At 43.7% G+C, this 21703-nt stretch carries 19 protein-coding genes; 17 read left to right on the top strand and 2 right to left on the bottom strand.

Annotation, left to right across the window (positions count from 1 at the left end):
• The first annotated feature begins 2 nt into the window (after positions 1 to 2).
• The 4 genes from ACFQ4A_RS03850 to ACFQ4A_RS03835 are packed head-to-tail and all read left to right on the top strand — an operon-like array spanning position 3 to position 3323.
• Positions 3 to 875, top strand: coding sequence for a branched-chain amino acid ABC transporter permease (locus tag ACFQ4A_RS03850; protein WP_382397760.1), 873 nt, complete (start codon positions 3 to 5; stop codon positions 873 to 875).
• Positions 872 to 1873, top strand: a complete 1002-nt coding sequence (locus ACFQ4A_RS03845; RefSeq protein WP_382397758.1) for a branched-chain amino acid ABC transporter permease — start codon at positions 872 to 874, stop codon at positions 1871 to 1873. The genes ACFQ4A_RS03850 and ACFQ4A_RS03845 overlap by 4 nt, the downstream gene beginning before the upstream one ends.
• Positions 1870 to 2634: an ABC transporter ATP-binding protein gene (locus tag ACFQ4A_RS03840; protein ID WP_382397756.1), complete on the top strand. Its 765-nt coding sequence runs from the start codon at positions 1870 to 1872 to the stop codon at positions 2632 to 2634. The genes ACFQ4A_RS03845 and ACFQ4A_RS03840 overlap by 4 nt, the downstream gene beginning before the upstream one ends.
• Positions 2634 to 3323, top strand: coding sequence for an ABC transporter ATP-binding protein (locus ACFQ4A_RS03835; protein ID WP_382397754.1), 690 nt, complete (start codon positions 2634 to 2636; stop codon positions 3321 to 3323). The genes ACFQ4A_RS03840 and ACFQ4A_RS03835 overlap by 1 nt, the downstream gene beginning before the upstream one ends.
• Positions 3324 to 3406: 83 nt before the next feature.
• Here ACFQ4A_RS03835 and ACFQ4A_RS03830 read toward each other — a convergent pair whose 3' ends face one another.
• Together ACFQ4A_RS03830 and ACFQ4A_RS03825 are read right to left on the bottom strand one after the other, a co-directional pair.
• Positions 3407 to 3643, bottom strand: coding sequence for an indolepyruvate ferredoxin oxidoreductase subunit alpha (locus ACFQ4A_RS03830; protein ID WP_382397752.1), 237 nt, complete (start codon positions 3641 to 3643; stop codon positions 3407 to 3409).
• A 98-nt stretch (positions 3644 to 3741) separates the two neighbouring features.
• Positions 3742 to 4740: an NAD(P)/FAD-dependent oxidoreductase gene (locus ACFQ4A_RS03825; RefSeq protein ID WP_382397750.1), complete on the bottom strand. Its 999-nt coding sequence runs from the start codon at positions 4738 to 4740 to the stop codon at positions 3742 to 3744.
• Between the two features lie 312 nt (positions 4741 to 5052).
• Between ACFQ4A_RS03825 and ACFQ4A_RS03820 the strand changes: the two genes are divergently transcribed.
• The 13 genes from ACFQ4A_RS03820 to gatB all read left to right on the top strand — a co-directional run bounded on the left by ACFQ4A_RS03820 (position 5053) and on the right by gatB (position 21647).
• The gene (locus ACFQ4A_RS03820) at positions 5053 to 6792 is read left to right on the top strand and encodes an adenine deaminase C-terminal domain-containing protein (RefSeq protein WP_382397748.1); all 1740 of its coding nucleotides are present in this window, start codon (positions 5053 to 5055) and stop codon (positions 6790 to 6792) included.
• Between the two features lie 92 nt (positions 6793 to 6884).
• The gene (locus ACFQ4A_RS03815; RefSeq protein WP_382397746.1) at positions 6885 to 7946 is read left to right on the top strand and encodes a DUF3048 domain-containing protein; all 1062 of its coding nucleotides are present in this window, start codon (positions 6885 to 6887) and stop codon (positions 7944 to 7946) included.
• A gap of 18 nt (positions 7947 to 7964) precedes the next feature.
• Positions 7965 to 8264 carry a YerC/YecD family TrpR-related protein gene (locus ACFQ4A_RS03810; RefSeq protein ID WP_382397744.1) on the top strand — a complete coding sequence of 100 codons (300 nt, stop codon included), beginning with the start codon at positions 7965 to 7967 and terminating at the stop codon, positions 8262 to 8264.
• A gap of 275 nt (positions 8265 to 8539) precedes the next feature.
• Positions 8540 to 9220, top strand: coding sequence for a heptaprenylglyceryl phosphate synthase (locus ACFQ4A_RS03805; RefSeq protein ID WP_382397976.1), 681 nt, complete (start codon positions 8540 to 8542; stop codon positions 9218 to 9220).
• 81 nt (positions 9221 to 9301) lie between these two features.
• Positions 9302 to 11506: a DNA helicase PcrA gene (gene pcrA / locus ACFQ4A_RS03800; protein WP_382397974.1), complete on the top strand. Its 2205-nt coding sequence runs from the start codon at positions 9302 to 9304 to the stop codon at positions 11504 to 11506.
• A 14-nt stretch (positions 11507 to 11520) separates the two neighbouring features.
• Positions 11521 to 13524 carry an NAD-dependent DNA ligase LigA gene (gene ligA, locus ACFQ4A_RS03795; RefSeq protein WP_382397742.1) on the top strand — a complete coding sequence of 668 codons (2004 nt, stop codon included), beginning with the start codon at positions 11521 to 11523 and terminating at the stop codon, positions 13522 to 13524.
• A gap of 12 nt (positions 13525 to 13536) precedes the next feature.
• A complete protein-coding gene (locus ACFQ4A_RS03790) occupies positions 13537 to 14751 on the top strand; it encodes a CamS family sex pheromone protein (protein WP_382397740.1) in 1215 nt (404 codons plus the stop codon).
• Between the two features lie 257 nt (positions 14752 to 15008).
• Complete coding sequence (locus ACFQ4A_RS03785) at positions 15009 to 16277, top strand: helix-turn-helix domain-containing protein (protein ID WP_382397738.1); 1269 nt, start codon at positions 15009 to 15011, stop codon at positions 16275 to 16277.
• Positions 16278 to 16290: 13 nt separating this feature from the next.
• On the top strand, positions 16291 to 16431 hold the full coding sequence (locus ACFQ4A_RS03780) for a hypothetical protein (protein ID WP_382397736.1): 141 nt from the start codon (positions 16291 to 16293) through the stop codon (positions 16429 to 16431).
• A gap of 323 nt (positions 16432 to 16754) precedes the next feature.
• Complete coding sequence (gene putP, locus ACFQ4A_RS03775) at positions 16755 to 18275, top strand: sodium/proline symporter PutP (protein WP_382397734.1); 1521 nt, start codon at positions 16755 to 16757, stop codon at positions 18273 to 18275.
• Between the two features lie 170 nt (positions 18276 to 18445).
• Complete coding sequence (gene gatC, locus ACFQ4A_RS03770) at positions 18446 to 18736, top strand: Asp-tRNA(Asn)/Glu-tRNA(Gln) amidotransferase subunit GatC (RefSeq protein WP_382397732.1); 291 nt, start codon at positions 18446 to 18448, stop codon at positions 18734 to 18736.
• 14 nt (positions 18737 to 18750) lie between these two features.
• Positions 18751 to 20220, top strand: a complete 1470-nt coding sequence (gene gatA, locus ACFQ4A_RS03765; protein ID WP_382397972.1) for an Asp-tRNA(Asn)/Glu-tRNA(Gln) amidotransferase subunit GatA — start codon at positions 18751 to 18753, stop codon at positions 20218 to 20220.
• Entirely contained in the window at positions 20217 to 21647 is a 1431-nt protein-coding gene (gene gatB, locus ACFQ4A_RS03760; RefSeq protein WP_382397730.1) for an Asp-tRNA(Asn)/Glu-tRNA(Gln) amidotransferase subunit GatB, read from the top strand. The genes gatA and gatB overlap by 4 nt, the downstream gene beginning before the upstream one ends.
• The last annotated feature ends 56 nt before the right edge of the window (positions 21648 to 21703 follow it).

The raw sequence follows: 21703 nt of genomic DNA, 5'->3' as shown, positions 1-21703 counted from the left end.
TTGTGGAAATTATCGGAGCACAGCTAATTAATGGGCTATCGTATGGTCTATTATTATTTATCATCACGTGTGGTTTATCATTAGTTTTTGGAATATTAGGTGTTTTAAATCTCTCGCATGGATCTCTTTACATGCTTGGTGCCTATATCGCGTATTCGGTAACTGCAACTTTTACGCAAAGCTTTTGGCTAGCTTTAATCATAGCACCTATAATCGTTGGCGTACTGGCATTAGTGGTGGAGCTTTCATTGCTCCGCCCTACCTATCATTTAGGTCATTTATCACAAGTTCTGCTAACGTTTGGTTTCGCCTATATTATTCACGATATCGCTAAACTCTTGTGGGGGTCAAACGTTCTTTCCATTAGTGTACCAGCAATATTTTCTGGTTCCGTATCTGTTTTTGGCCAGTCGTTTCCGGCATATCGATTAGTCGTTATTGTTGCGGGAGTTATGATTGCCGCCATACTATGGTTGATTCAGGAAAAAACAAAGTGGGGGGCTATTATACGGGCAGGTCTAAGTGATAAAGATATGATTAGTGCACTTGGAGTCAATATAAAGGTTGTCTTTACAGCAGTCTTTATCTTAGGAGGGGTATTAGCCGGCTTAGGTGGCGTCGTAGCAGCACCAATTCTCGGGATTTACCCGAATATGGAATTTGAAATACTTATTTTGTCCCTAGTTGTGCTTGTTATTGGCGGCTTGGGATCAATTAGTGGAACATTTATTGCCAGTATACTTGTAGGTATTGCGGAAACTTTCGGCCGCTATCTAGTTCCTGAACTAAGCATGTTCATTATCTTTGCTCTGATGGCAGTCATTCTAGTATTCAGACCAAGTGGGTTGTTAGGAAAGAAGGTGAGTGAAGCTTGAGAAGCATCTATATAAAATTTGGATTGTCGATTGTGTTATTAGGATTAGCACCTTTTTTTCTTTCACTATTTTATATTGATCTGTTATCCGAAATATTAATTCTAGCTATATTTGCTTTAGGATTAAATATTCTTGTTGGGTATACAGGGCTTATTTCATTGGGTCATGCAGCATTTTTTGGAATTGGGGGATATACCGCTGCGCTTATTGCCCAACACTTTTCCAGTAATTTATTTATGACAATGGGGATAGCCATTTTAGGAGCTTTACTTGTTGCCGGTATTTTGGGAGTGCTATGTATCAGGGTTAACGGGTTTTACTTTTTGATGCTGACACTCGCATTGTCGCAAATGATTTATTCGTTTATTCATCAATCAACGGATCTTACTGGTGGTTCGAATGGATTATCTGGAATACCATCGCCGGAAATAGCAGGTTTTCAGTTTTCCAATTCGGTTTTGATTTTCTATTTGACCGTAATCTTTTTCATGGTGGTTTACCTGTTATTAAGGATGGTATTAAACTCGCCATTTGGAACGGTTCTAATTGGAATACGTGAAAATGAAGACAGGATACAATCGATGGGATATAATACAGGCCTATATAAGTATGCAGCATTTATTTTAGCGGGTGGTATAGGTGGTATAGCCGGGGCTATGTACACTTATTTTAATGGCTTTATCGCTCCAAGTGATGTTTACTGGACAATGTCTGGCAATGCCTTGTTTATGGTCATAATAGGAGGGGCAGGGACAATGTTGGGACCAATTCTTGGAGCAGGATTGATTGTGATTTTGGAAACAATTGTTAGTTCCTATACCGAACTATGGATGCTGATTCTTGGTGCTGTGTTTATTGTTTTTGTTGTTTTCTTCCCGAAAGGAATTGTAGGAATGGGTCAGGATATTTATCAATTTTTAAAAGATCAACTACTGTCTTACAATAAAAAACGCCATATCGAATCAAAACCTAATAATGTAAAGAGGCGAGCAGAATGAGTCATGAATCTATTTTATCAATTAATCATATTGGAAAGAGCTTTGGAGGTTTACACATTTTAGAAAATGTTAATTTAAATGTTAACAAGGGTGAACAAATTGGTATTATCGGTCCAAATGGTGCTGGAAAGACCACCTTTTTCAACCTGTTAACAGGTGATTTGAAACCGTCACACGGGGGAATCTCTTATCATGGTAAAGATATAACAAATGCACCTAATTATATTCGGGCCAGGGATGGGATTGTACGAACCTTTCAAAAAAATAACTTGTTGAATGAACTAACGGTTTTGGATAATCTGCTCCTTGTCTTGCAGAGAAAGCATGGGATAGGGAAGACATGGCATAAATTCAGAGGGGAGAAACAATACCCGAATTTGTATAAGGAAGCGACACATTTTCTGGACAAGTGGAGACTATCATCCCAGAAAAATATTATAGTAAAAAGCTTATCCTATGGGGAGCAACGTCAAATAGAGATTTTATTAGGCGTTGCTACAGAACCAGAGATTTTATTACTTGATGAGCCGACAGCGGGTATGTCTCAAACAGAAACCGATTATATTGTCGATTTATTGGCAAAGCTACCAAAAGAATTGACGTTAATGATTGTAGAACATGATCTGGACGTTGTATTCGGTTTATCCGATAGAATAATCGTTTTACATGATGGGGAAATACTTGTAGAAGGTGAACCTGATGTCATAAAAAATGATAAACGAGTCAATGAGATTTATATAGGAAGTGAGGTTGAAGTTTAATGCTGACCGTTGATAATCTTCACACTTATTATGGGGAGAGTCATATTTTACATGACATCTCCCTTCATGTGAAGAAAGGATCTGTATCTGTGCTGCTTGGCCGTAATGGAATGGGGAAAACAACGACTCTTCATACAATTATGGGGTTGGTTGCTCCAAAAGAAGGTAAAGTTTTATTCGAAGGGAATGAACTTCAATCTAAGCCAAGTTATCAAATCTCAAGGGCTGGAATTGGTTTAGTTCCGCAGGGCAGAAGAATTTTTTCCAATTTGACGGTAAAGGAAAACCTTCTAACAACATATAAACCTGTAGAGAATGGTTGGGATATTGAATCGATTTTTTCCATGTTTCCAAGATTAAAAGAAAGGCAAAAATCCATGGGTGGAAATTTAAGTGGCGGTGAACAGCAGATGTTATCGATTGGTAGGGCTTTAATGACAAATCCTCGACTACTGTTACTTGATGAGCCCTCAGAAGGATTATCGCCATTAATAGTAAGCGACGTCATAAAAATTATAAAGGAATTAAAGAAAAATGGAATGTCTATGCTGATAGTCGAACAGAATCTCTCCATGGCCTCCGAATTAGCAGATTATGTCTATATATTAAGTAAAGGGGCTGTTGCATTTGAGGGAGAGACGGAAGCATTTAGCCGTGATGTTAAACAAAAGTATTTGTCAGTTACTTAAGTGTTTTAATTAGGAATAATTACGTTTTTGTAGTAAAAGGTGACAGAAAACTGGATCGTTTCTCGTCACCTTTTACTTTGGATTTATTCTTCAAAGAATTTTCGATTCATTTCAATAAATTCCTGTTCTTCAGCTGGAACCTCATCCTCTACGTATATTGCTCCTACTGGACATGCTGTTTCGCAAGCGTTACATTCAATACATATATCAGGATCAATAAAAAACATATCCTCTCCTTCTTCTATACAATCAACAGGGCAAACTTCCACACACTCCGCTGATTTTTCACCAATACAAGGTGATGTAATAACTAAGGCCATATGAATCTCCTCCCTTTTTTCCGTACTTCCGCACTTGGGTCTATTTAAGGGTACAGAAGCATTTTGATTAATATCATTAGATTAGAATTTTTATCTTATTAAGCAAAGATAGCGGTACTGTGTTTTGGTTGTATTCGTGCTTCAGGGTTTATATAAGACATTGCGTTGTTAACCGCAGTAGGTGCATCACCGAACCCGGTTGCTATTAGTTTGACTTTTCCTTCAAATGTGCAAATATCACCTGCAGCATATACACCAGGAATATTGGTTTCCATACGTGAATTAACCACAATGGAATTTTTTTCGATATCAAGTCCCCAATTTTTAATAGGACCCAGGGACGATGAAAAACCGTAATTGACAAGAACTTGATCTACTTTAATTATTTCCTTAACATCTTCTTCTTTCACTTTTTCCAAAAAGACGGATTCAATTTGATTACCACTGCTTAGTAATTCTTTTGGGACAAAAGGTGTCCTTACATTAACACTAGAATTCATTAATTCCGTAATCGAATGCTCATGTGCACGGAATTTATCTCGACGGTGTACAATTGTTACCTCGTTAGCAATGGGTTCAAGCATTAAAGCCCAATCAACAGCAGAATCACCACCCCCGCAAATGATTACATTTTGATCGCGAAATTTGTTCATATCATCCACGAAGTAATGGAGATTTGTTGATTCGAATCTTTCTGCATCTGTAAGCGCTAACTTTTTAGGTGAAAATGCCCCATTTCCTCCTGTTATAATAACTGATTTTGTGAAATGTTCACCTTGATTAGTCATTAGTTTAATGATGCCATCATCCTGAACTTCCAAATCGGTAACGACATTGTCAAGGAAAATATCGTTCTCAAAATAAGACATTTGGTCAACTAAATTATCTACAAGGTCCTGAGCCTTAACTTTGGGAAAACCTGCTACATCATAAATATATTTTTCCGGGTATAATGCCGTAAGCTGCCCCCCTAAGTGTGGGAGACTTTCTAAAATCGTTACTGAAGCATTTCTCAAACCCCCGTAAAAAGCAGCAAATAACCCGGCAGGCCCTCCACCTATAATTGTTATATCACTAATATTTCTTCCGATAGCCACTGGACCTCCTCCCATCTTATTACGTTTTTTAAACTATCGTTATTATTATATAATATTAAAGGAGAATTAAAGGATTGTCAAGATAATTATTGAATTTTATGAACAGAGGAAAAGGAAAAAATAATCCGTTCAAATAAGGAAAATGAATTTCAGCCTTGTCATGTTTACGAGTGGTTTAACTGAGCTTTTGAGAAGATGCACTAGCGCTTTCTCCATTTGTCACAAAAAATTCAATCTCATTATTTAAAACGACACCGTATGAAAGCGCCTTATATGTTACGATAGACAAAACAACTATTGGAGCGTTGTGTTATGACAGAGAATATATATTGGAGAAACCGTGAGTTAAGACATCATGTAGCTGTGATGGATGGAACCGCAGAACCGGATATCGTCCTGAAAAATGGTATTTATTTAAACACATATACGAAACAGTGGTTGCGTGCGAACGTTTGGATTGTTAATGACCGAATTGTGTATGTCGGTGACCAATTGCCGGGAGACAGTTCGTCAGCAGAAATGGTGGATTGTGACGATATGTATCTGGTACCGGGATATATCGAGCCGCATGCCCATCCCTATCTGTTGTATAATCCCGAACAACTAGCCATGCATGGTGCAAAATCCGGAACGACCACATTTATCAATGATAGTCTAATGTGGCATTTTTTATTGGATCAAAAGAAAGCGTTTTCTTTACTGGAGGCCTTTAACCATTTGCCGGTATCCATGTACTGGTGGGCACGATTTGATTCCCAAACAGCACTGCAGCAAAGTGGGGAATTCTTCAGTACGAACAAAGTGCTTGCATGGCTGAAACATCCTTCTGTCATCCAAGGCGGCGAACTGACAGCATGGCCACACTTGCTTGATGGGGATGATCGCCTGCTTTATTGGATGCAGGAGTCAAACCGTCTCGGCAAACCTGTGGAAGGGCACTTGCCTGGTGCGTCGGAAAAGACGTTGACCAAAATGAAACTTCTTGGTGTGACGGCAGACCATGAAGCGATGACCGGCAAGGAGGCGATCCAACGGCTACAGCTGGGTTATCAGACAGGATTGCGCTATTCATCGATCCGTCCTGACTTGCCCGTTATACTGGAAGAAATGTTGGCGGAAGGCTTAGAGACGTTCGATCATGTCACGATGACAACAGATGGGGCAACACCTGCTTTCTATGAAAATGGCATTATGAATGTTTGTATCGATATAGCGATTGAAAAAGGTGTGCCATTGGCGGATGCATACCGAATGGCTTCCCATAATGCTGCTAATCATTATGGTCTGCTTGAAGAGCTAGGGTGTATTGCACCAGGGCGGATAGCGAATATAAATATATTACAGGAAAAAGATAACCCGCATCCGGTCAGTGTCCTGGCAAAAGGTAAATGGATAACGAAAAATCACCAAGAGCAAACAATCCCTACTAAAATCGATTGGGAAAAATATGCGATTGAGCCGGTGGTCTTTGATTGGGATTTGAAATTGGAAGACCTGCAATTTTCAGTTCCGATTGGGTTGGATATGGTAAATGACGTCATTATTAAACCCTATGCCATTAAAACAGATGTCACTCTCGATGTTATCCCAGACACGAGAGATGATGCGTTTCTTATGTTAATTGACCGGAAAGGCGAATGGCGTGTTAATACAGCCATTAAAGGGTTTACGAACAGGCTCGGAGCACTGGTGAGTTCGTATTCGACGACAGGTGATCTCGTCTTTATCGGTAAAAGCAAACAGGATATCTTGCTTGCCTGGAAACGGTTGAAAGAGCTGGGCGGCGGTATTGTCCTTGTTCATGAAGGGGAAATTTTATTCGAACTGCCGCTTGAATTGGGCGGTATTATGTTTGCCGGCAGTATGAATGAACTGATAGAAAAGGAAAAACATTTGAAAAAGCTACTTCAGGACTTTGGCTATCCATTTGGTGACCCGGTTTACTCGATTCACATTTTATCAGCGACCCATTTGCCGTATATTCGCATCACCCAACAAGGCATTGTCGATGTCAAAAAACGGGAGACCCTCTTTCCAGCCACGATGCGTTGACGTATAATAGGATGAAAGTATCAAAAATCGGCTTTCGGCACCAGACCACCGAAGATGAGACATCAGCCGAGTTTTCAAAGGGGTGGGGAACGATGCGAAAGTTGTTGCTGGGCCTGCTTTTATGTATGCTGGTTCTCCTTGCTGCTTGTTCAGATGAAGAGGAACCAGATGCACAGGATAGTGAATCAAAAGAACAAGCGGTAGAGGAGAAAGAGCAAGCTGCCGAATCGACGGAGGACCTGAACACATTTCCGCTGACAGGCATGCCGGCAGACGGAACGGCCCATAATCGGGTAGTCGGTGTGATGGTCAATAATCATCCAAAGGCACGTCCGCAAACCGGCCTCAGCAAGGCAGATATTGTTTTTGAAATATTAGCGGAAGGAAGCATTACCCGCTTTTTAGCCATGTATCAAAGTGAACGGCCGGATGTTGTCGGACCGGTCCGCAGCGCCAGGGAGTATTACTTTGAAATGGCGAATAACTATGATGCCTTATATATTTACCATGGGGCGGCCAATTTTGTGAATGATATGATTCAAAACCGTGGGATTGAACATTTGGATGGGGCCGTTTATGATAATGATGGTCATTTGTTTAAACGTGAATCATTCCGGTTTGCACCGCACAACTCCTATTTACAGTTTGAGGGTGTGTATGATACAGCCGAACAAACAGGCTATGACGTGACACAATCCTATGAGCCGTTGCCGTTCACCACAGAGGACGAAGCAGCCGACATTTCCGGTGATAATGCAACCAGCGTGGTGATTGACTACTCCGAGGCGATGAAAAATGTCGTCACATACGTTTATCATGAAGACAATGCAACTTACACCCGGTATAGCAACGGGGAACAAACGGTTGAAAGGAATTCTGAGGTGCCAATAACAACTGACAATATCTTCATTGTGGAAACACCGCACCAAGTCATTGATGATGCCGGGCGGCGGGAGATTGACATAACCTCGGGAGGCGATGCTTATCTGATTCAAAAGGGAAAAATCCGGGAAGTGAAATGGGAAAACCGGGACGGCCGAATCATTCCGGTGGAGGATGGCCAGCCGGTTAAGTTGGTACCGGGCAAAACATGGGTCAACATCGTACCGGCAAATCCGGGGATGTCGCAATTGGTTAAAGTATCAGACGAGTAGAAAGCAGGTGAAGGCATCATGCAGATCGATAAACTGCGCGGTGAACAGCTGGATCAACTGTTTGATGCGATTCTTTCATTAAAGGATCATGAGGAATGCTATAAATTTTTTGATGACATTGCCACAATGTCGGAGGTTCACGCGATTGCTCAGCGGATGCAGGTAGCTAAAATGCTGACAGAAGGACATACATATAACGTGATTGAAGAGGAAACAAGTGCTTCGACGGCCACGATTTCCCGCGTGCGCCGCTGTCTTAATTACGGCAGTGACGGCTATAAAATCGCTCTGGACCGCATTTTGCCTGACAGTGAATGACAACAGCTCTCCTCACATTCAAGGATAGGGCTTTTATACAAAGGGAAATCGGCTGATCGCCGATTTCTCCCAATCCTGCCACTGGAAACTAACCTCCTGAAAATGGAAAAGCTACATATTTCACATTCATGAAATCCGCAAAAATCACTTCACTTAATCCTAAATTTACTGTGTATTTTTTGGTATACTTTAAGAATGAAAGGTTTACGATCACTGGAAAAGATTCAACGTGATGATTTCAATTTTTTAATATGGGGGATTTTACGGTGAATGATATATTAACAAATAAGAAACATGTCTTTAAACTGGATCCTGCCAGGGAAATATCGGATGAAGATCTTGACGCCGTTTGTGAGTCCGGAACGGATGCTGTCATTGTCGGCGGGACCGATGACGTGACATTGGATGGTGTCCTTGATCTGTTGTCACGAATCCGCCGTCACACCGTTCCGTGTATCCTGGAAATATCCAATATGGATTCAATCACACCTGGATTTGACTATTATTTTATTCCGATGGTGATGAATAGTACCGAGAAAAAATGGATGATGGACATTCAACACCAGGCCATTAAAGAATATCAGGATTCCATGAATTGGGACGAAATCATTGTGGAGGGCTATTGCATTTTAAATGAAGAGGCCAAAGCGTTTCAGCAGACAAAATGCGAAATGCCGGACCATGAGGATGTGACAGCCTATGCGTATATGGCCGAGCATATCTTTCATTTGCCGGTTTTTTACCTGGAATATAGTGGCACATATGGCGACCCTGAGCTTGTCAAAAGTGTCAAGGAACAGCTCAGCAATACGAAACTCGTCTATGGCGGCGGAATTGAAAACAACTTTCAGGCCCGCGAAATGAAAGAACATGCTGATACGATTGTTGTCGGCAATCTGATTTATTCGGATATCAAAAAAGCATTAAACACAGTGCAAGCCGTTAAAGAAGATTAAGGAAGTTCAAAAAGCCGGTACATCCCGAACAGGGTGACTTTTTGAACATCAGCTAAAGGTGGTGCGATTGTGAGTCAAACAATGCATGAATTACTGAACGGATTAAATAAAGAACAACAAGAGGCCGTCAAACATACGGACGGGCCATTGCTGATTATGGCGGGTGCGGGAAGTGGTAAAACGCGGGTGCTGACACACCGAATTGCTTATTTGCTCGCGGAAAAGGACGTTTCACCAAGAAATGTGCTGGCCATTACGTTTACCAATAAGGCAGCCCGTGAAATGAAAAAACGTGTGAACAAGCTGGTTGGAGCAGGTGGTGAGCAGATTTGGGTGTCGACGTTCCACTCCATGTGTGTCCGGATTTTGCGCCGTGATATCGACCGGATCGGCTACAACCAAAATTTCACCATTTTGGACAGTAGTGACCAGCTATCGGTTATCAAACAAATTTTAAAAGACTTGAATATTGATCCGAAAAAATTCGATCCACGGGCGATGCTCGGACAAATCAGCGCTGCCAAAAACGAACTCGTCACGCCTGAAGAATACAGTAAAAGGGTCGGGGACTTTTTCCAGCGTCAGGTGTCACAAATTTATGAGCGCTATCAGAAAACGCTGCAGAAAAATCAGGCGCTCGACTTTGACGACTTAATTATGCAGACCATTCATTTGTTCAAGCGCATTCCCGAAGTGCTGGAATACTACCAGCGCCGCTTCCAGTATATTCATGTGGATGAGTATCAAGATACCAACCATGCGCAATATTACCTGGTCAAGCAGCTGGCCAGCCGGTATCAGAATCTTTGTGTTGTCGGGGATTCCGACCAGTCAATTTATCGCTGGCGGGGTGCTGATATCACGAATATCATGTCATTTGAACAAGACTATCCATCCGCACGGGTGATTTTTCTGGAGCAAAATTACCGTTCCACGAAGTCAATTCTGGATGCGGCTAACAACGTCATCGCCAACAATTCCGGCCGCAAACCGAAAAATTTGTGGACGGAAAATGACGATGGGAAACAGGTCCATTATTATCAAGGGGCAACCGAACAGGAAGAAGCGCTGTATATAACAGATAACATTCAGGCATTGACCCGTGAAATGGGGTTCTCCCCTGATGATATGGCGATTTTATACCGGACCAATGCCCAGTCCCGGGCGGTTGAGGACACGCTGATCAAATCGGATATTGCTTATCAGATGATTGGCGGCACTAAATTCTATGACCGGAAAGAAATTAAGGACTTAACCGCTTATTTGCGTCTGATTACCAATCCGGATGATGATATAAGTTTTGAACGGGTGGTCAACGTTCCCAAGCGCGGCATTGGGAAAACAACTGTTGATAAACTTCGTGCTTATGCGGCTGAACATGGTATTTCGTTTTACCAGGCCGTTAAAGAGGTTGATTTTACCGGTGTGACGAATAAAGCGGCCAAAGCATTGGCGGAATTCGGCAGTCTCATTCAGACGCTTGCCCAGCAACAGGAATTTTTGACCGCGACAGACATGGTTGAAGCGATCTTGGAGCGGACAGGCTATGAGGAAGCGCTGAAAAATGAACGGTCACTGGAATCACAAAGCCGTCTTGAGAACCTTGAGGAATTCAAAACCGTCACCAAGGACTTTGAGGAGAGTGCCGAGGATAAAACTTTAATTGCCTTTCTGACAGATCTGGCGCTTATTGCCGATATTGACCGGGTTGATGAGGATGAAGCGGACAGTGAACCAAAAGTGACACTTATGACATTGCACGCCGCCAAAGGTCTGGAGTTCCCGGTGGTATTTTTGATCGGACTTGAGGAGAATGTCTTCCCGCATAGTCGATCAATGTTCGACGAAGAAGAGATGGAAGAAGAGCGGCGGCTCGCTTATGTCGGGATCACCCGTGCCGAGCAGGAACTTTATCTGACCCATGCCAAAATGCGCACGCTTTACGGCCGGACGAACATGAATCCGATCAGTCGGTTTATCAACGAAATTCCAGAAGAGCTGGTTGAAGGGATTGAACAAGCACGGCAGACGATGTATGGTTCGATTGAAAAGCCGGCCAGCAAGTCGGATTCACCGAAACGCCAGGCCGGAAGAATCCAGCAGACGACCGGTGCTGAGTCACAGGCCTGGGGTCCCGGCGATAAAGCGGAACATAAAAAATGGGGCGTTGGGACAGTCGTCAAGGTTCAGGGAGAAGGCGAATCAATGGAACTTGACATTGCATTTCCGGCGCCGACCGGAATCAAACGGCTGCTGGCCAAATTTGCACCCATCACGAAACAGTAGGAGGTGCTTGATGGATGGATCAACAGAAGGCACAACAAAGGATTCGGGAATTAAGAAAACTGTTGAATCAATATGGTTATGAATACTATGTACGCGATAATCCGAGTGTCCCCGATTCGGAATATGACCAAAAAATGCAGGAACTGATCAAACTTGAAGAGGTGTTTCCTGAACTGGTCACCACCGATTCGCCATCACAGCGTGTTGGCGGGGAACCACTTGATGCGTTTCAGAAAGTGCAGCACAATGTGCCGATGCTCAGTCTCGGCAATGCGTTTAACGAAGGTGATTTGCGTGACTTTGCCCGGCGTGCCAGCGAAGGGGCCGACGAGCCGATTTCCTTTGTGTGCGAATTGAAAATTGATGGCCTCGCGGTGTCGCTAACGTATGAAAATGGCCGATTTGTCCGTGGTGCAACCCGGGGAGACGGCACGACCGGTGAAGATATAACGAGCAACCTGCGGACCATCCGCAGTATACCACTAGCCATTCAGGAGGAAAATACGATAGAAGTACGCGGTGAGGCGTTCATGCCGCATCAATCGTTTTTGCAGTTGAACGAACAGCGGCAGGAGAACGGTGATGAGCCATTTGCCAACCCGCGCAACGCAGCAGCTGGATCATTACGGCAGCTTGATCCGAAAATTGCAGCCCGACGCCATCTTGATATTTTTCTATACGGCGTTGGCGAATGGGAGACTGGGACACTTGAATCCCATAGTGAACGGCTGGATTACTTGCAGCAGCTCGGTTTTAAAACGAACCCGCAATGGCGGAAATGTGCCACAATAGAAGACGTGATTGATTATGTAACGTATTGGGAGGAAAAACGCCCTGAACTGGATTATGAAATCGACGGGATTGTGATCAAAGTCGATAATCTCGAACAGCAGGAGGAGCTGGGCTATACCGCCAAAAGTCCACGCTGGTCGATTGCGTACAAATTTCCCGCTGAAGAAGTGATGACCACATTGCGTGCTATCGAATTAAGCGTCGGCCGGACAGGGGTCATCACACCGACGGCTCTACTGGATCCGGTCCGGGTAGCCGGCACGACGGTCAAGCGTGCCTCTCTGCACAACGAAGACTTGATTCGTGAAAGGGACATTCGTCTGGGAGATACAGTCGTTGTAAAAAAAGCCGGCGATATTATCCCGGAAGTCATTCGTGCTGTCGATGAACAACGGACAGGTGATGAGAAGGAATTCTCTATGCCGGATGAATGCCCGGAATGCGGCAGTGAACTTGTCCGTCTTGAGGAAGAAGTCGCCCTGCGCTGTATGAACCCAAACTGTCCCGCCCAGTTAAAAGAAGGGCTGATTCACTTTGTTTCCCGTGAAGCGATGAATATTGACGGTTTGGGTGAAAAGGTGATTATCCAGCTGTTCCGGGAAAAATTGGTCCAAACAATAGCTGATATTTACCGTTTGCAACGTGACGATTTATTGCCGCTGGAGCGGATGGGTGAAAAATCAGCTGATAATCTACTTAAGGCGATTGCGGCGTCAAAGAACAATTCACTGGAGCGACTTTTGTTCGGACTTGGCATTCGATTTGTCGGTTCCAAAGCGGCGAAAACACTTGCCGCCCATTTCGGAATGATGGAAAATCTAAAGCAGGCAACTTTTGAAGATATCATTACCATTGATGAAATGGGTGACAAAATAGCGGATTCAATCGTCAGTTATTTTGCAGGCGATGAAGTGAATCAACTGCTCAATGACCTGCGCGGCCTTGGTCTTAACATGACATACAAAGGACCAACCAAACAGGATGTGGCAGACGATACAGCATTCTCCGGCAAGACCGTGGTATTGACGGGGAAAATGGAAAACATTACACGATCAGAGGCAAAAGCGCTGATTGAGCAGCTGGGTGGCTCGGTTACTGGCAGTATCAGTAAAAAGACCGATATTCTTATTGCCGGGGAAGACGCCGGTTCGAAATTGGATAAAGCGAAAAAGCTTGATGTGGCCATTTGGAATGAACAGCAGCTGAGAGAAGTCCTGGATGATTAAGGAGTGGAACACGTGTTGAAAAAAATAGCGATCTTACTGGCAGGCGCCATCCTGGTTCTGACAAGCTGTTCACCATCGATCAACAATGAAGATGAGGTTGTCCAAAATAATGAAGAAGAGACACAGCAAAAGCAAACCTCGATTGTTTCAAGCAAATTGTCGGACGAAAATTATCGGACAATCCTCCCCTATCGCCCAAGCGCTTCCCGTGGTGTTATTATTAATCAGATGGGGAACCGGGTGGATATTGATGAGATGGAAACAGGTTTAAGAAGACTTTCCAAAGCATATTATGATCCGGATCAATACTTTTTTGAAGAAGGCCAGTATTTAACGTCTGATATGCTATATAATTGGTTGGACACCTATCCGACCGACGAGCAGCTTGAAACAATGAAGGAAAGAGTGGAAGATGAAAAGGATTCGTTTAGTGAAGCTGATTTAAATGCACGAAAGCAGGCGTTGAACCCGCCGCTGAATGAGGAAACAGCCACAAAGGAAGATTATGAGAACAATCCGAAGTATCTTTCCCACATTCTGGAGCAAAATTTTCTGCAGCGGAATGAGGATGACACCGTCCAGCTGGTCGGGGCTTCAATCGGTATCGCGTTAAAGTCGACCTATCGATTTGAAGTTGAAGGAAACCCCGATCATGAGGATATATCCCAATCAGAAATGTTGGAAAAGGGACAAGAGATTGCTCAAACCGTGCTGGAGCGCGTCCGGGATATTGAAGAGATGCGTGATATTCCGATCATGATCGCGCTGTACAGGGAAGAAGACCAGAACTCGCCGGTACCGGGTAATTATGTGGCCAAAACATCCGTGGAAAGTGGTCAGGCATCAATCGATGAGTGGGAAACCGTTCAAGAAGAAAACGTTCTGTTTCCTTCCGATGAAGGTGAAGAAAAATACTATGATACACACCAATTAGTTCAAAATTTTGGTTCACGGATTGAAACGTATTTTCCAAACTATGTAGGTGTCGTTGGTGAAGGCTTCTATATTGACGAAGAATTGCAAAAGCTCACGTTGGAAATCCCGCTGGAGTTTTACAGTAAGGGTGAAGTTATCGGCTTTACGCAATACACGTCAGGTTTGGTTGATGAAATGTTCCAGGATTACTATGATCTGGAAGTCAAAATCAATTCCGCCGAAAAAATGGAAAGTGTGATTTATCGGGAGGCAGGCAGTAGCCAAGCGGATGTCCATATCTATGATTCATAAATGAAAAAAATGTCAATCATTTAATTCAATAGACCCAAAATAATGGAAAAGCCCTTTTTTTCATGATTGTATGTGGAAAAAGGGCTATTTTTAACCAACTTTCCTGATTTCAGGAAAGTCCGCAAGTTATGAAGGGGGTTATCGCTATATTTACCCCTTAACTTTCCCAATATGAATTTTTGGAATTTATGTTATGATAGATATACAGAACGATAACCAAATCATTCAAAAATTCAGCTAGTGGGGTGGGTAAAAAGATGGAAATCGGACCCTATATCAAACTTCACCGAATTAAGCAGGAAATGACCCAGGCAGAACTGGCTGAAGGGATTGTCTCAAGTGCCTATTTATCAAAAATTGAAAATGAGAAAACCGAAGCAAGTCCGAATGTGGTCAGTTTATTGTGCACCAGACTAGGAATTCAGCTGGATAACAGCACAGACGAAATGATCAGGGAAAAACTGCAGGAATGGTTTGGTATTTTGTCTTCAGAGCATGATCAGGCGGATATCGTCCGGCTCTATCAGGAACTGGACGAGCTCATGTACGATAATCATTCGGCAGACGGTCTGGTCATGTTTGAGATATACAAAATACGCTACTTTTTGGTTATCGGTGATATGGATAGAGCCTTAAGTCAAATTAATAAACTGTCCGAAATGGCAGGTAATTTTGACAGTCTGCATCTTTTTTACTGGTATAAGTTTAAGGGGAATTATAATTCTGCTAACAATGAATTTAATCAGGCAATGCGGATGTATAAACTGGCTGAAGAAAAGTTGAACCAATTGGACTTGTCAAAAGAAGAAGTGGCTGATTTGCAGTACACGATTGCCGTGACACACAGTAAATTACGCAATACGCTTGAGGCGATTGACTATGCCGATAAAGCGATTGCTACTTATCAGATTACCTATAACTTTACACGGTGTGCACAATGCCATATTGTGTTAGGTATCTCCTACCGTAGAATCCGAATGTATGATAAGGCGATTAAAAACTATAATCTTGCCAAGCATTTGGGGGAACTGAAGCATAACGAACAGGTTATTCAATTAACAAATCAAAACTTAGGTTATCTTTACTCCACGGTAGGTGAAACCGAAAAAGCCATTTATCATTATGAGGAAATTATAAAAGAAGAAGGAATATTCTTTTTTGAACGTATCCTTGCAAAGACTTCATTAATTAAAGAATACTATAATATTTGTCATTATGATAAGGCAAAAGAAATGGTTGAGCTGAGCTTAGAATTATTACAAGAAGTTGATGATCAAGACACATTTCAACTGTTCTATTATATTACCTATACTTATAATTATGCGATCAATCAGGAAGCTGAAAAATTTGAATCGCTGGTAATTGATGAATTCATACCTTTTTTAAAGAAACATAAGGATTATGCCAACATGGTTATTTATGCCAACATGCTGGCACAACATTTCGAGGGGAATAACAGATATAAAGAATCTGTTAAATATTACAAATTGGCTAACAGTACTTATGAAGAACTGATTAGCCTGTAAAGGAGGGGGAAATATGAAAAAGCTAGTGGTAACTGTGGCGTTTGGCGCTCTGCTCGTAGTCGGATTTTCGGCTCTACAAGATAAGCCGGCCGACTCTGCAATGGAGTGGGAGCCTACTATTTTTTCAGTTGGTCAGGACGTTAGTCATTTTTAATCTTATTTGAAGCGCAAGGTCAGTAATTTTTTTACCCTATTACTATATGTATATGAATTTAGTTTGCCTGAAGCAGTGTGGAAAGCTGTTTCAGGTTTTTTTGGTCTTTAATCCGGCTAATTCACATTTGCAACCCTGAACAACAACACTTTATAATAGTTTCAATCGTTGTAACATATAATAGGATCAATGAATCAGAGAGGAGTGATCGACAAATGGACTATGCGATTTCGGGCGCAACATGGATGTGGATGTTTATCCCGATGCCTATAATCGTATTGCTATCGGCTATTACACTATGGACGGAAGGGAGGCGGAAGTAAATGGACCAGGCTACGCTAGTCACGTTTATGGTGTATTTGCTAGGTATCCTTCTAATCGGTGTCATCATGTACCGGATGACGAACAATTTATCCGATTACGTTCTGGGCGGTCGTAAATTAGGTCCTGGGGTGGCGGCGCTCAGTGCAGGGGCTTCGGACATGAGCGGATGGCTCTTGTTAGGTTTGCCGGGCGCTGTGTATGCGGCTGGTCTCGCTGAAGCCTGGATGGCAATTGGCCTGTCAATCGGCGCTTATTTAAACTGGCAGATTGTCGCAAAACGTCTGCGGGTTTATACGGAAGTTTCCAATAACGCCATTACGATTCCGGATTTCCTGGAGAATCGTTTCAAGGATCATTCACATATACTTCGGGTGATTTCCGCACTTGTTATTTTATTGTTTTTTACCTTTTACACATCATCCGGAATGGTGGCTGGAGCCAAATTGTTTGAGGCGTCGTTCGGACTGGAATATCAGGCAGCTTTATGGATTGGAACCCTTGTGGTGGTTTCATATACGCTGCTGGGTGGATTCCTGGCGGTCGCTTGGACTGACTTTATTCAGGGCAGTTTAATGCTTATAACACTGATTGTCGTGCCGATCATTGCGATTAACCAGATGGGCGGCTGGGATACGGCTGTCCAGGCCGTTGGCGATATAAGTCCGGGTCATCTCAATATGATTGAAGGCGTCGGAATGCTGGCCATTATTTCATCTCTGGCATGGGGACTTGGTTATTTTGGCCAGCCGCATATTATCGTCCGGTTTATGGCATTAAGGTCACCGAAAGATGTTCCGAAAGCCCGGTTTATTGGCACGACTTGGATGGTTCTGGGGTTGTATGGCGCCATCTTTACCGGTTTTGTCGGCTTGGCCTTCATCAGTACACAGGATGTCAGTGTTTTAGGTGAATATGGCATTACCGTTGTGATGGATAACGGTGTCCAAATGCTTGACGATCCGGAAAAGATTTTCATTGCCTTTTCCCAGCTGTTATTCCATCCGGTGATTGCCGGCATCCTGTTGGCGGCCATCCTTTCCGCCATTATGAGTACAATTGACTCGCAGCTGCTTGTCTCATCATCAGCGGTCGCCGAAGACTTTTATAAAGCGATTTTCAGGCGGGCGGCGACAGACAAAGAACTGGTTTGGGTTGGCCGGCTGGCGACGCTGGTTATTGCCCTGATTGCTGCTGTCATTGCCATGAATCCGGAAAGTTCTGTGCTTGAATTGGTAAGTTATGCATGGGCCGGTTTCGGGGCGGCGTTCGGTCCAACCATTTTACTCGCCCTGTTCTGGAAAAGATTCACCAGGAATGGCGCATTTGCCGGTATCCTGGCCGGAGCTTTGACGGTCATTATCTGGGGTGGCATCCTGTCAGGCGGTGTTTTCGACTTGTATGAGATTGCGCCCGGTTTCCTGCTTAACCTGATTGTTGCTGTATTGGTCAGTATGGCGGGCAAACCATCGACCGGGGTGGCAGAAGAATATGATGAGGCTGTTGCCAAATTGAACGACTGATGGCTGGTGTGAAAAATTTAAAACCCGCTTTCCCCGTTGCTGCGTGGAGGCGGGTTTTTTCTGTTTGTTTGCTTATTGACGGCGAATTTTGCTATGATCAAAAGTGTCTTTAATGAATTGTAATGATATGATAGTACGATAAACCCATATAATTTCAGGAGGTGTTCACCTTGGCCGATATTTCCAAAGATCAGGTCAAACATGTTGCCAATTTAGCAAGGCTCGCCATTACGGAAGAAGAAGCCGATATGTTTACAGATCATCTGAGTTCAATCATACAGTATGCCGAGCAGCTCAATGAACTGGATACGGATAATGTAGAGCCGACGACCCATGTGCTGGATCTAAAAAATGTTCTGCGCGAAGACAAGCCGAAAGAATGGATTTCCAAAGAGGATGCAATGAAAAACGCACCGGACGAGCAGGAAGGCTATTTCCGTGTCCCATCGATTTTGGAGTAAGGAGGGAATAAATGATGGCATTATTTGACCATAGCATCAAACAATTGGAAGACATGTTACATAAAAAAGAGATTTCCGCTGAAGACCTGGTTGAGGCTTCGTATGACCGTATTAATGAAGTTGATGGTCAGGTTCAGGCGTTTTTGACGCTGGATGAAGAACATGCCCGTAATCAGGCAAAACATTTGGATGCAGCGCCGGATGCAGATGCCCGTCTGTTTGGCATCCCGAACGGTATTAAAGATAATATTGTCACCAAAGGCTTGCGGACCACATGCGGCAGTCAATTTCTGAACAACTTCGACGATCCGCTTTACAACGCGACGGTTATCGACAAACTGAACAGAGAAAAAACAGTGACAGTCGGCAAATTAAATATGGACGAGTTTGCCATGGGTTCATCCACCGAGAATTCGAGCTATAACCCGACCCGTAACCCGTGGAACACCGACCATGTGCCAGGCGGTTCCAGTGGTGGTTCGGCAGCTGCTGTCTCAGCTGGTGAGGTACTGTTTTCGCTCGGTTCGGATACAGGCGGTTCGATCCGCCAGCCGGCATCATTTTGCGGTGTTGTCGGCATGAAACCGACATATGGGCGTGTGTCACGATCCGGCTTGGTTGCCTTTGCCTCATCCCTTGATCAAATCGGCCCGATCACACGAAATGTCGCGGACAATGCGCGTGTGCTCGAAGTGATTGCCGGTCATGACAAAATGGATTCAACCAGTGCTGACGTAGATGTTCCATCATATACGGATGCTCTGAACGGTGACATGAAAGGTATGAAAATTGCTGTACCTAAAGAATACCTCGCAGAAGGCGTCGCACCGGAAGTCAAAGAGGCAGTCATGAATGCCTTAAAAGTCTATGAATTGCTCGGGGCTGAGTGGGAAGAAGTGTCGCTGCCGCACTCCAAGTACGCTGTCGCAGCGTATTACCTGCTGGCGTCATCTGAAGCATCCGCCAACTTGGCGCGTTTTGACGGGGTCCGTTATGGTGTACGCTCCGACAAGGCGGATAATATGATGGACATGTTCACCTATTCTCGCAGTGAAGGTTTTGGCGATGAAGTGAAACGCCGGATTATGCTTGGGACATTTGCGCTCAGTTCCGGTTATTATGACGCCTACTACAAAAAGGCACAAAAAGTACGCACCTTAATCAAGAATGACTTTGATAACATTTTGCGTGACTATGACGTGATTATCGGACCGACTGCGCCGACGCCTGCGTTTAAAATTGGTGAAAATGTTGATGATCCATTGACGATGTATGCGAACGATATTTTAACCATTCCGGTCAATCTGGCCGGTGTACCGGGAATTTCCGTTCCATGCGGATTTTCCGGACAAGGATTGCCAATCGGTCTGCAAATTATCGGAAAACCGTTTGCCGAAAGCACGGTTTATCGTGCGGCACATGCCTATGAACAAGCAACTGAGCATCATACAAAACGACCTCAATTGGGAGGTGCCAAATCATGAACTTCGAAACAATTATTGGACTTGAGGTACACGTCGAGCTGAAAACGGCATCGAAAATTTTCAGCCCAAGCCCGAATGCATTCGGGGATGAGCCAAACGCGAACGTGAATCCAATTGACCTCGCTTATCCAGGGGTATTACCGGTCCTGAATGAAGAGGCAGTCAATTTTGCCATGAAAGCGGCTATGGCCTTAAATTGCGACATTACGACGGACACCAAGTTCGACCGGAAAAATTACTTTTATCCGGATAACCCGAAAGCCTACCAAATTTCCCAGTTTGATCAGCCAATTGGGGAAAATGGCTGGATTGAGATTGACGTGAATGGCGGGAAAAAGCGGATCGGCATTACCCGGCTGCATATGGAAGAGGACGCTGGCAAGCTGACCCATCAGGATGACGGTCATTCTCTTGTTGACTTTAACCGTCAAGGGACACCGCTGATTGAAATTGTTTCTGAGCCGGATATCCGTTCACCAGAGGAAGCGTATGCTTATCTGGAAAAATTGAAAAATATCATCCAGTACACAGGTGTTTCCGATTGTAAAATGGAAGAGGGTTCACTCCGGTGTGATGCTAACTTGTCCATTCGTCCGATCGGGCAGGAAGAATTCGGGGTTAAAACGGAACTGAAAAACCTCAACTCCTTCTCCTTTGTGCAAAAAGGTCTGGAATTTGAAGAGAAGCGTCAGGAGAAGGAACTGCTGTCAGGTGGGGAAATCTTGCAGGAAACACGTCGTTACGATGAAAAAACAAAAGAAACGATTCTTATGCGTGTCAAAGAAGGATCCGATGATTATCGCTATTTCCCTGAACCGGATCTTGTGCCGCTCTATATTGATGAGGAATGGAAAGAGCGGATCCGCGGTGAAATCCCAGAGCTGCCTGATGCCCGCAAGCAGCGCTATATTGACGATTTGGAGCTTCCAGAATATGACGCAGGTATTTTAACCGATAATAAAGAAATGGCCGATTTCTTTGAGGAAGCGATTGAACACGGTGCTGACATTAAACAAGCATCCAACTGGCTGATGGGTGACGTTTCTGCCTATATGAATAAGCATTATAAAGAGCTGGACGAATTGGCTCTGACGCCGGAAGCACTGGCGAAAATGATCAAGCTGATTGAGGATGGGACCATTTCATCCAAGATCGCTAAAAAAGTTTTCGCCGAACTGGTGGAAAATGGCGGCGCTCCGGAGAAAATCGTTAAAGATAAAGGACTGGTGCAAATTTCGGATGAAGGTCAGCTAACAGAAATCATCACGAAGGTCCTTGATGAAAACGAGCAATCGATCATTGACTATAAAAACGGGAAAGACCGGGCGATCAAATATCTTGTCGGCCAGGTGATGAAAGCGACCAAAGGCCAGGCCAATCCACCGATGGTCAACAAGATTTTGCAAGCGGAGATTGATAAGCGGTAAGGCCGTCGTGTCGAAAACGCTAAATACGCTCGAAAAACAACAGACTTCACAGCAAA

The sequence above is a fragment of the Lentibacillus salinarum genome, from assembly GCF_042679865.1.
Lineage (GTDB): Bacteria > Bacillota > Bacilli > Bacillales > Amphibacillaceae > Lentibacillus > Lentibacillus salinarum.
Note: the sequence above shows the minus strand (reverse complement) of the source record. Positions and strands in the feature narration are given on the sequence as shown.